Source organism: Kitasatospora sp. NPDC059462 (assembly GCF_042749955.1).
Lineage (GTDB): Bacteria > Actinomycetota > Actinomycetes > Streptomycetales > Streptomycetaceae > Kitasatospora.
Genome location: NZ_JBHYUU010000103.1, coordinates 23,349 through 29,627, shown reverse-complemented (window position 1 = coordinate 29,627; position 6,279 = coordinate 23,349). Strand labels below are relative to the sequence as shown.

At 76.3% G+C, this 6,279-nt stretch carries 8 protein-coding genes; 1 reads left to right on the top strand and 7 read right to left on the bottom strand.

Features of this window, described 5'->3' with window-relative positions:
* Window positions 1–131: 131 nt before the first annotated feature.
* From ACFXAM_RS24065 to ACFXAM_RS24050, 4 genes are all read right to left on the bottom strand, one after another.
* On the bottom strand, window positions 132–1,013 hold the full coding sequence (locus tag ACFXAM_RS24065) for a hypothetical protein (RefSeq protein WP_380294298.1): 882 nt from the start codon (window positions 1,011–1,013) through the stop codon (window positions 132–134).
* Between the two features lie 172 nt (window positions 1,014–1,185).
* Window positions 1,186–1,470 (bottom strand): DUF427 domain-containing protein, encoded by a 285-nt coding sequence (locus ACFXAM_RS24060; RefSeq protein ID WP_380294297.1) that lies wholly within the window; start codon window positions 1,468–1,470, stop codon window positions 1,186–1,188.
* A 42-nt stretch (window positions 1,471–1,512) separates the two neighbouring features.
* On the bottom strand, window positions 1,513–1,749 hold the full coding sequence (locus tag ACFXAM_RS24055) for a DUF6296 family protein (protein ID WP_380294296.1): 237 nt from the start codon (window positions 1,747–1,749) through the stop codon (window positions 1,513–1,515).
* Between the two features lie 29 nt (window positions 1,750–1,778).
* Window positions 1,779–2,015 (bottom strand): DUF2277 domain-containing protein, encoded by a 237-nt coding sequence (locus tag ACFXAM_RS24050; RefSeq protein WP_380294295.1) that lies wholly within the window; start codon window positions 2,013–2,015, stop codon window positions 1,779–1,781.
* A gap of 146 nt (window positions 2,016–2,161) precedes the next feature.
* Between ACFXAM_RS24050 and ACFXAM_RS24045 the strand changes: the two genes are divergently transcribed.
* Window positions 2,162–3,448, top strand: a complete 1,287-nt coding sequence (locus ACFXAM_RS24045; RefSeq protein WP_380294294.1) for an MFS transporter — start codon at window positions 2,162–2,164, stop codon at window positions 3,446–3,448.
* Here ACFXAM_RS24045 and ACFXAM_RS24040 read toward each other — a convergent pair.
* From ACFXAM_RS24040 to ACFXAM_RS24030, 3 genes are all read right to left on the bottom strand, one after another.
* Window positions 3,390–3,917, bottom strand: coding sequence for a gamma carbonic anhydrase family protein (locus ACFXAM_RS24040; RefSeq protein ID WP_380294293.1), 528 nt, complete (start codon window positions 3,915–3,917; stop codon window positions 3,390–3,392). The genes ACFXAM_RS24045 and ACFXAM_RS24040 overlap by 59 nt on opposite strands.
* 84 nt (window positions 3,918–4,001) lie before the next feature.
* Window positions 4,002–5,291, bottom strand: a complete 1,290-nt coding sequence (locus tag ACFXAM_RS24035; RefSeq protein WP_380294292.1) for a serine hydrolase domain-containing protein — start codon at window positions 5,289–5,291, stop codon at window positions 4,002–4,004.
* A 208-nt stretch (window positions 5,292–5,499) separates the two neighbouring features.
* Window positions 5,500–6,066 carry a DJ-1/PfpI family protein gene (locus tag ACFXAM_RS24030; RefSeq protein WP_380294291.1) on the bottom strand — a complete coding sequence of 189 codons (567 nt, stop codon included), beginning with the start codon at window positions 6,064–6,066 and terminating at the stop codon, window positions 5,500–5,502.
* Window positions 6,067–6,279: the final 213 nt, after the last annotated feature.

The window sequence follows — 6,279 nt, the reverse complement described above, 5'->3', positions numbered from 1 at the left end:
TTATGCGGGGCCGGGGGGCGGGGGCCCCGCAGACCCCGGCGGGCGCCCCGGGCGCGGGGCCGCCGCCGCGGCCCGGCCGGGCGGGTCCCGTCGGGGGCCGGCCGGTCCGCCCCGCCGCCCGCGGGCGGCGGTCAGTCGCCGGGCCGGGGCCCCTCGGCGGGCGCGGCGGCCGCCCAGTACCCGGGGTCCGCCGGAGGCAGCCGGCGCAGCGACTCGCGGACCTCGCGGGCCACCTTGCGGGTGTCGCGCAGGTTGATCGTGGCGCCGATGCCCGCGCCGACCAGCAGCGGGGTCAGCGACGGCAGTCGGCGCAGCGAGCTGCGGGTGAGCCGGCGGCGCACCTGCTGGCGCACCTCGCTGCCGAGCGCCATCGCGGCCAGGCCGGCCGGCTTGGCGAGCAGGGTGGGGTCGATGCCGCGGCGGTTGGCCCAGGCGCCGACGTACGCGCCGGCCTTCTGGGTCGCGGTGCCCCGGACGGGCAGGCCGTAGACCTCGTGCAGCTCGGCGATCAGCTTGATCTCGACGGCGGCGACGGCGATCGTCTCGGCGGCGATCTCGACCGGCATCGCGGGCGGCACCGGGAGCATCGCGGCGGCGCCCACGCCCGCGCCGAGCGCGCTGGAGGCCCGGCTCGCGCCGGTGACCAGCAGGTCGGCGAGCTTCTCCGGGTCGGCGGCGCCGGGGTGCTGGGCGCGCAGGGTGGCGAGGGTGCGGACCGGGATCCGCGGGGCGGTCTGCAGCAGCTGCTCGGTGAGGGCCCGGCCGCCGACCGCGGCGCCCTTGGCGGCGGCCCGGCCGCCGGTGCCGATCCGCCGGGCGATCGCGGCGACCAGCCGGGCGCCGCGGCGCCGGCCGCGCTCGGTGTCCGCCCGGTACTCGGCGAGCTCGCCGGGGCCGCCCTCGGCGGGCTCCCCGGGTTCGAGTTCCTCGACCAGGCCGGCCAGCTCGTCGGCGAGGCCGTCCGCGGTGGGCTCGGGCTGCCCGGGGCGTCCCGGTTTCCTGAAGATTGCCATGGTGTGGCCGTACCCGGCGCCGCGGCGCGATACGCCCCGGGGGTGTCGCGGTCCTGCGACAGGACGACGACGGCCGTGTCCCGGTGACCCGGCCGGGGGACGCACGGGGGACAGCCGGGTCGGCCGTCGGGTCGGTCGGGTCGGCCGTCGGGCCGGTCGGGGGCCGGTCGGGTCAGTCGGTGATCTCCACGCCCCGCCAGAACGCCACCCGCCCGCGGATGTGCTCCGCCGCCGGGTCGGGGTCCGCGTAGTACCAGGCGGCGTCCGGGTTGGTCGCGCCGTCGACGTGCAGCGAGTAGTACTCCGCGGTGCCCTTCCAGCCGCAGAAGGTGGTGGTCTCGGACGGGCGCAGGAACTCGGTGCGCACGGAGTCGACCGGAAAGTAGTGGTTGCCCTCGACGACGACGGTGTCCTCGCTCTCGGCGACGACGGTGCCCTGCCAGCGTGCTGTGGTCATGCCGCGAGTGTGCCCCACGGGCGCGGTGCTGTCAGCAGGGCGTCAGGGCAGCGGCTGGGCGTGGACCGGGCAGTGCGGCGTCTGGTGGCCGCCGCTGGCGAGCATCCTGACCTCCCCCGCGTCACTGATCTCGGCCCGGACGATGCCGCTGGCGTCCTCGTACACCGGGTGCCCGCCGGGCCCGGTGGCGCTGGTGCGCGCGACCACGACCACGTCCTGCGGGGCCTGGGTTCCGGGGGTGCCCGGGAAGGTGAGTGCGTAGCGGGTGACGGAGCTCATCACCGACCTCCTGCTCCCTGTACGGCCCCCTAGACGCCGGCCCGGGCCGCACGGGCGGGGGCTCCGCGGACCTCCAGCTCGGCGAGCAGGCTCGCGGTGGCCTCGGTGACGGCGTCCACGGCCCGGTCGAAGGCCTCGCGGTTGTGCGCGGCCGGGGCCCGGAAGCCGGAGACCTTGCGCACGTACTGGAGGGCGGCCGCGCGGTAGTCCTCCTCCGTGGCGTCGGGCGTCACGGGCGGTCTGAGCGTCTTGATACTGCGGCACATGACCCCAGTCTCCCGCGCGGACGCCCGGGTGGCGACCCCCGTCCGTCACCGGACCGCCTCGCGCACCACACGGGCGCGTCATCCGGTCCGATTAGGATTCCGGACGAACAATCCCCGCTCGTCCCCGTTCCTCCCGGAGTACCCCCGTGCCCCTCGCGCTGGTCGCCCTGGCCGTCACCGCGTTCGCCATCGGAACCACCGAGTTCGCCGCCATGGGACTGCTCCCCCAGGTCGCGGACGGCCTGGACGTCTCGATCCCGCAGGCCGGCTGGCTGATCTCGGCCTACGCGCTGGGCGTGGTGATCGGGGCGCCGCTGCTCACCGCGCTCGCCGCCGGGCGGCCCCGGAAGGCGGTGCTGGTCGCGCTGGCCGCGTTCTTCGCCTTCGGGAACCTGCTCTGCGCGCTCGCCCCCGACTTCTGGACGCTGGCCGCCGCGCGGCTGGTGACCGGGCTGCCGCACGGCGCGTTCTTCGGTGCCGGGGCGGTGGCGGCGGCCGAGCTCGTGACGCCGGACAAGCGGGCCCGGGCGGTCGCCGTGATGTTCTCCGGCCTGACCCTGGCCAATGTCGTCGGGGTGCCGGCCGCGACGCTGCTCGGCCAGCACCTGGGGTGGCGGGCGACCATGCTGGTGGTGGTCGCGATCGGTGCGGCCGGGGCGGTGGCGATCGCCCGGCTGGTGCCGGCGCTGCCCTCCCCCGCGCAGGCGGGCCTGCGGCACGAGCTGGGCGCGTTCCGCAGCGGTCAGCTCTGGCTGGCGCTGGCCACCGTGGTCTTCGGCTGCGGCGGCTTCTTCGCCTGCTACTCCTACATCACCCCGCTGCTGACCGAGGTGTCCGGCTACGCCACCGGCTCGGTGACGCTGGTGCTGGCGCTGTTCGGGGTGGGGATGACGATCGGCAACCTGCTCGGCGGGTACGCGGCCGACCGCGCGCTGCGCCCGACGGTCTGCGGTGCGTTCGTCCTGCTCGCGGCGGTGCTGGCGCTGTTCGCGGTGACCGCGCGCGCCGAGTGGTCGGCGGCGGTGACGGTGGTGCTGGTCGGCCTGTTCGGGTTCGCGATCGTGCCGGCGGTGCAGACGCTGGTCATGCGCGAGGCTCGGAGCGCGCCGACGCTGGCCTCGGCGACGGTGCAGGGCGCGTTCAACCTGGCCAACGCCCAGGGCGCGTTCTTCGGCGGGCTGGCGCTGGACGCGGGGCTGGGCTGGACCTCGCCGCCGCTGGTCGGCTCCGGCCTGGCGGCCTCGGGTGCGGCGATCGCGGTGGCCGCCTGGGCCGTCGACCGTCGGCGCACGGCCGCGCCGACGGTCGTGGTCGCCGCCGGCGGCGCGGCCCGGGTGCCCGGGCCCGCGCCGGCCCCGGAGGCGGGCGGGCTGGTCAGCGCGGACGCAGCTCCCGGTGGCCGTCGGCGAGCAGCAGGTAGCCCTCCGCGTTGATCTTGATGCCGGCCCGTTCCTCCTCGGTCAGCTCGCGGCGGATCCTGGCCGGCACCCCGGCGACCAGCGAACCGGGCGGGACCACCGTGCCCTGCGGCACCACGGCGCCGGCCGCGACCAGGGAGCCCGCGCCGATCCGGGCGCCGTTGAGCACCGTGGCGTTCATCCCGACCAGTACGTCGTCCTCGATCACGCAGCCGTGCAGCACCGCGTTGTGGCCGACCGAGACCCGCTCCCCCATCACCAGCGGGAAGCCGAGGTCGGCGTGCAGGGTGCAGTTGTCCTGGACGTTGCTGTCCGCGCCGACCGTGATCGTCTCGGCGTCCCCGCGCAGCACCGCGCCGTACCAGACGCTCGCCCCGGCGCCGACCGTCACGCTGCCCACCACGACCGCGTTCGGCGCGACGAAGGCGCCCGGGTCGACGGCGGGCACCCGGCCCCCGACTTCGGCGATCAGCGGCTCTGCCATCCTGGTCCTCCTCGTGACGACGGCCCGTCGATGCGGGCCATGATGGCATCCCCGCTCCGCCGGTCCGGGGCCGGGTGGCCCCGCTCAGCCGGTGCAGGTCGCGGCGCTCTGGAGCTTCTCGTAGGCCGCCCTGGTCTCCGGCGGGGTCGAGAGGCCCTGGGCGTTCATCGAGACCGCGAGCTGCCGGCGCAGGTCGGCGGTGGTGTAGAGGATGGTGTTGTAGCCGGGGATGCCGCCGGTGTGGCCCCAGAGCACCCCGCAGTCGGTGGTCGCCCGCTCCAGGCCGAGGCCGTAGCGGCCCTCGCTCTGCGGGGTGGCCCGCATCATCTCCGCGAGCTGGGGGCGGGGCAGCAGCCGGCCGCCGATCAGGGCGGCGATGAAGGTGTTGAGGTCGGCGGTGGTGGAGATCCCGGCGCCGGAGGCGCCCGCCATGCTCGGGTCCAGCTCGGTGACGTCGGCCGGGCCGGTGGGCAGGTCGTAGTAGCCGTGCGCGTGCGGGCCGGGGACGGTCGGCTCGTGGTCGGGCATGAAGGTGCCGGTCAGGTGCAGCGGACGGACGACGCGGCGCTCCACCTCCTGCTGCCAGCTGCGGCCGGTGGCCCGCTCGATGATCTGACCGACCAGGACGTAGTTGGTGTTGGAGTAGTGGAAGCCCTGGCCGGGCGCGAAGTACGGCGGGTGGGCGTTGGCCAGCGCGACGAGCTGCTGCGGTGTCCAGCGGGTGTAGCGGCCGGACTCCAGCCACTGCTCGATGTAGCCGGGCTGCTCGACGTCGAAGGCGGCGTCCTCGGTGTAGTTGAACACCCCGCTGGTGTGGCCGAGCAGCTGGCGCAGGGTGATGCCCGCGCCGTTCGGCACCGCGCCCGGCAGCAGGCGCTCCACCGGGTCGTCCAGGCCGATCCGCCCCTCGGCGACCAGCTGGAGGGCGACGGTGGCGACGAAGGTCTTGGTCACGCTGCCGATCCGGAAGCGGCCGTCCGGCGAGGCCGGGGCGCCGGTGGTGCGGTCGGCGACGCCGGAGGCACCCTTCCACAGGGTGCGGCCGTGGTCGCCGACCCGGGCCAGCGAGGCGGAGGTGCCGCCGGAGTCGACCATGCCGCGCAGCGCGGCGTTCAGGGCCCCGGTGTCGACGCCCTTCCGGGGCCCGCGTCCGGCGGCGTCCGGCGCCGCCTCGTCCTGGGTACTGGTCACCGCCACCGTTCCGATCGGTGGCGCGGTGCCGAGGGCGCCGGCCGCCGGGGCCGTCACGCCCACCAGGCCCGCGCCCGCGAGCACGAGCGCCACCAGCCGGGCGGCCGGGCGGCGCCGCCGGCGCCCCGTCCCCCCGCGGCCGGCCTGCTCCGCCGCGCCGTCCCCGTGTTCCACCATGCCCATGAGCCCTCCTGTGTCCGTGCCGGCCGGTGCCCACAACACCAGTGCTGTTCTCGGCATTTGACACTCTGACAGGAGGCGCGGCGGAGGTCGTCCGCCGCTGGTCCGAGCTGCGTCCGGCGGGTCGCTCCCCCTCAGGGAGGGGCCGGCCCCGAGGTCTCCTCAGGGACCGCCCCCTAGGGTCCCGGGGGTGGCCGCGGCGCGCGACGGTTCAGTCGACCGGGGCCTTGACCCGCAGGACCTCGATGAACGCCCGCAGCCACGCCGGGTGGTCGGGCCAGGCGCGGGCCGAGACCACCACGCCGTCCACCACCGCCTCGCCGTCCACGTAGGTCGCGCCCGCCGCCCGCACGTCCGGCTCCAGGGCCGGGTAGGCGGCGCTCGTCCGCCCGGCGAGCACCCCGGCGGCGGCCGGCACCAGCGGGCCGTGGCAGATCTGGGCGACCGGCTTCCCGTCCTCGTAGAAGTGCCGGACGATCCGCTGCACCTCGGGGTCGTTGCGCAGGTACTCGGGGGCGCGCCCGCCCGGGATCACCAGGGCCACGTAGTCGGCCGGGTCGACCTCGGCGAACGCCAGGTCGGCGGGCCAGGTGTAGCCCGGCTTCTCGGTGTAGGTGTCGAACCCCTCGACGAAATCGTGCACCACGAACTGGAGCCGCTTCCTCGCCGGCGCCGCGATGTCGACCCGGTAGCCCTCCTCGCGCAGCCGCTGGTACGGGTAGAACACCTCCAGTGACTCCGCGGCGTCCCCGGTGACGAGCAGGATCTTCGATGCCATCGCCGACATCCCTCCGAAGTGATCGGTCGTCGAACACGGTGCGGGCCCGGGCCGGAGAGCTCCGCTCCGGGGCCCGGACCAACCTCCCGCACCCGGTCCCCGCACGCAACGGGGCGCACCGTCCGCGCACGGCGCACGCCCCGTGGCGCGCGCCCCCGGTGGGCCGGCCGGGCCCGGGAAACCCGGGTGCGGCGGCCCGCGCGGCTCTGGGAT

What these genes read in the sequence shown, in the direction of transcription:
- ACFXAM_RS24065 (WP_380294298.1), bottom strand. Translation starts at nt 1,013, where the DNA reads ATGGCAATCTTCAGGAAACCGGGACGCCCCGGGCAGCCCGAGCCCACC.
- ACFXAM_RS24060 (WP_380294297.1), bottom strand. Translation starts at nt 1,470, where the DNA reads ATGACCACAGCACGCTGGCAGGGCACCGTCGTCGCCGAGAGCGAGGAC.
- ACFXAM_RS24055 (WP_380294296.1), bottom strand. Translation starts at nt 1,749, where the DNA reads ATGAGCTCCGTCACCCGCTACGCACTCACCTTCCCGGGCACCCCCGGA.
- ACFXAM_RS24050 (WP_380294295.1), bottom strand. Translation starts at nt 2,015, where the DNA reads ATGTGCCGCAGTATCAAGACGCTCAGACCGCCCGTGACGCCCGACGCC.
- ACFXAM_RS24040 (WP_380294293.1), bottom strand. Translation starts at nt 3,917, where the DNA reads ATGGCAGAGCCGCTGATCGCCGAAGTCGGGGGCCGGGTGCCCGCCGTC.
- ACFXAM_RS24035 (WP_380294292.1), bottom strand. Translation starts at nt 5,291, where the DNA reads ATGGGCATGGTGGAACACGGGGACGGCGCGGCGGAGCAGGCCGGCCGC.
- ACFXAM_RS24030 (WP_380294291.1), bottom strand. Translation starts at nt 6,066, where the DNA reads ATGGCATCGAAGATCCTGCTCGTCACCGGGGACGCCGCGGAGTCACTG.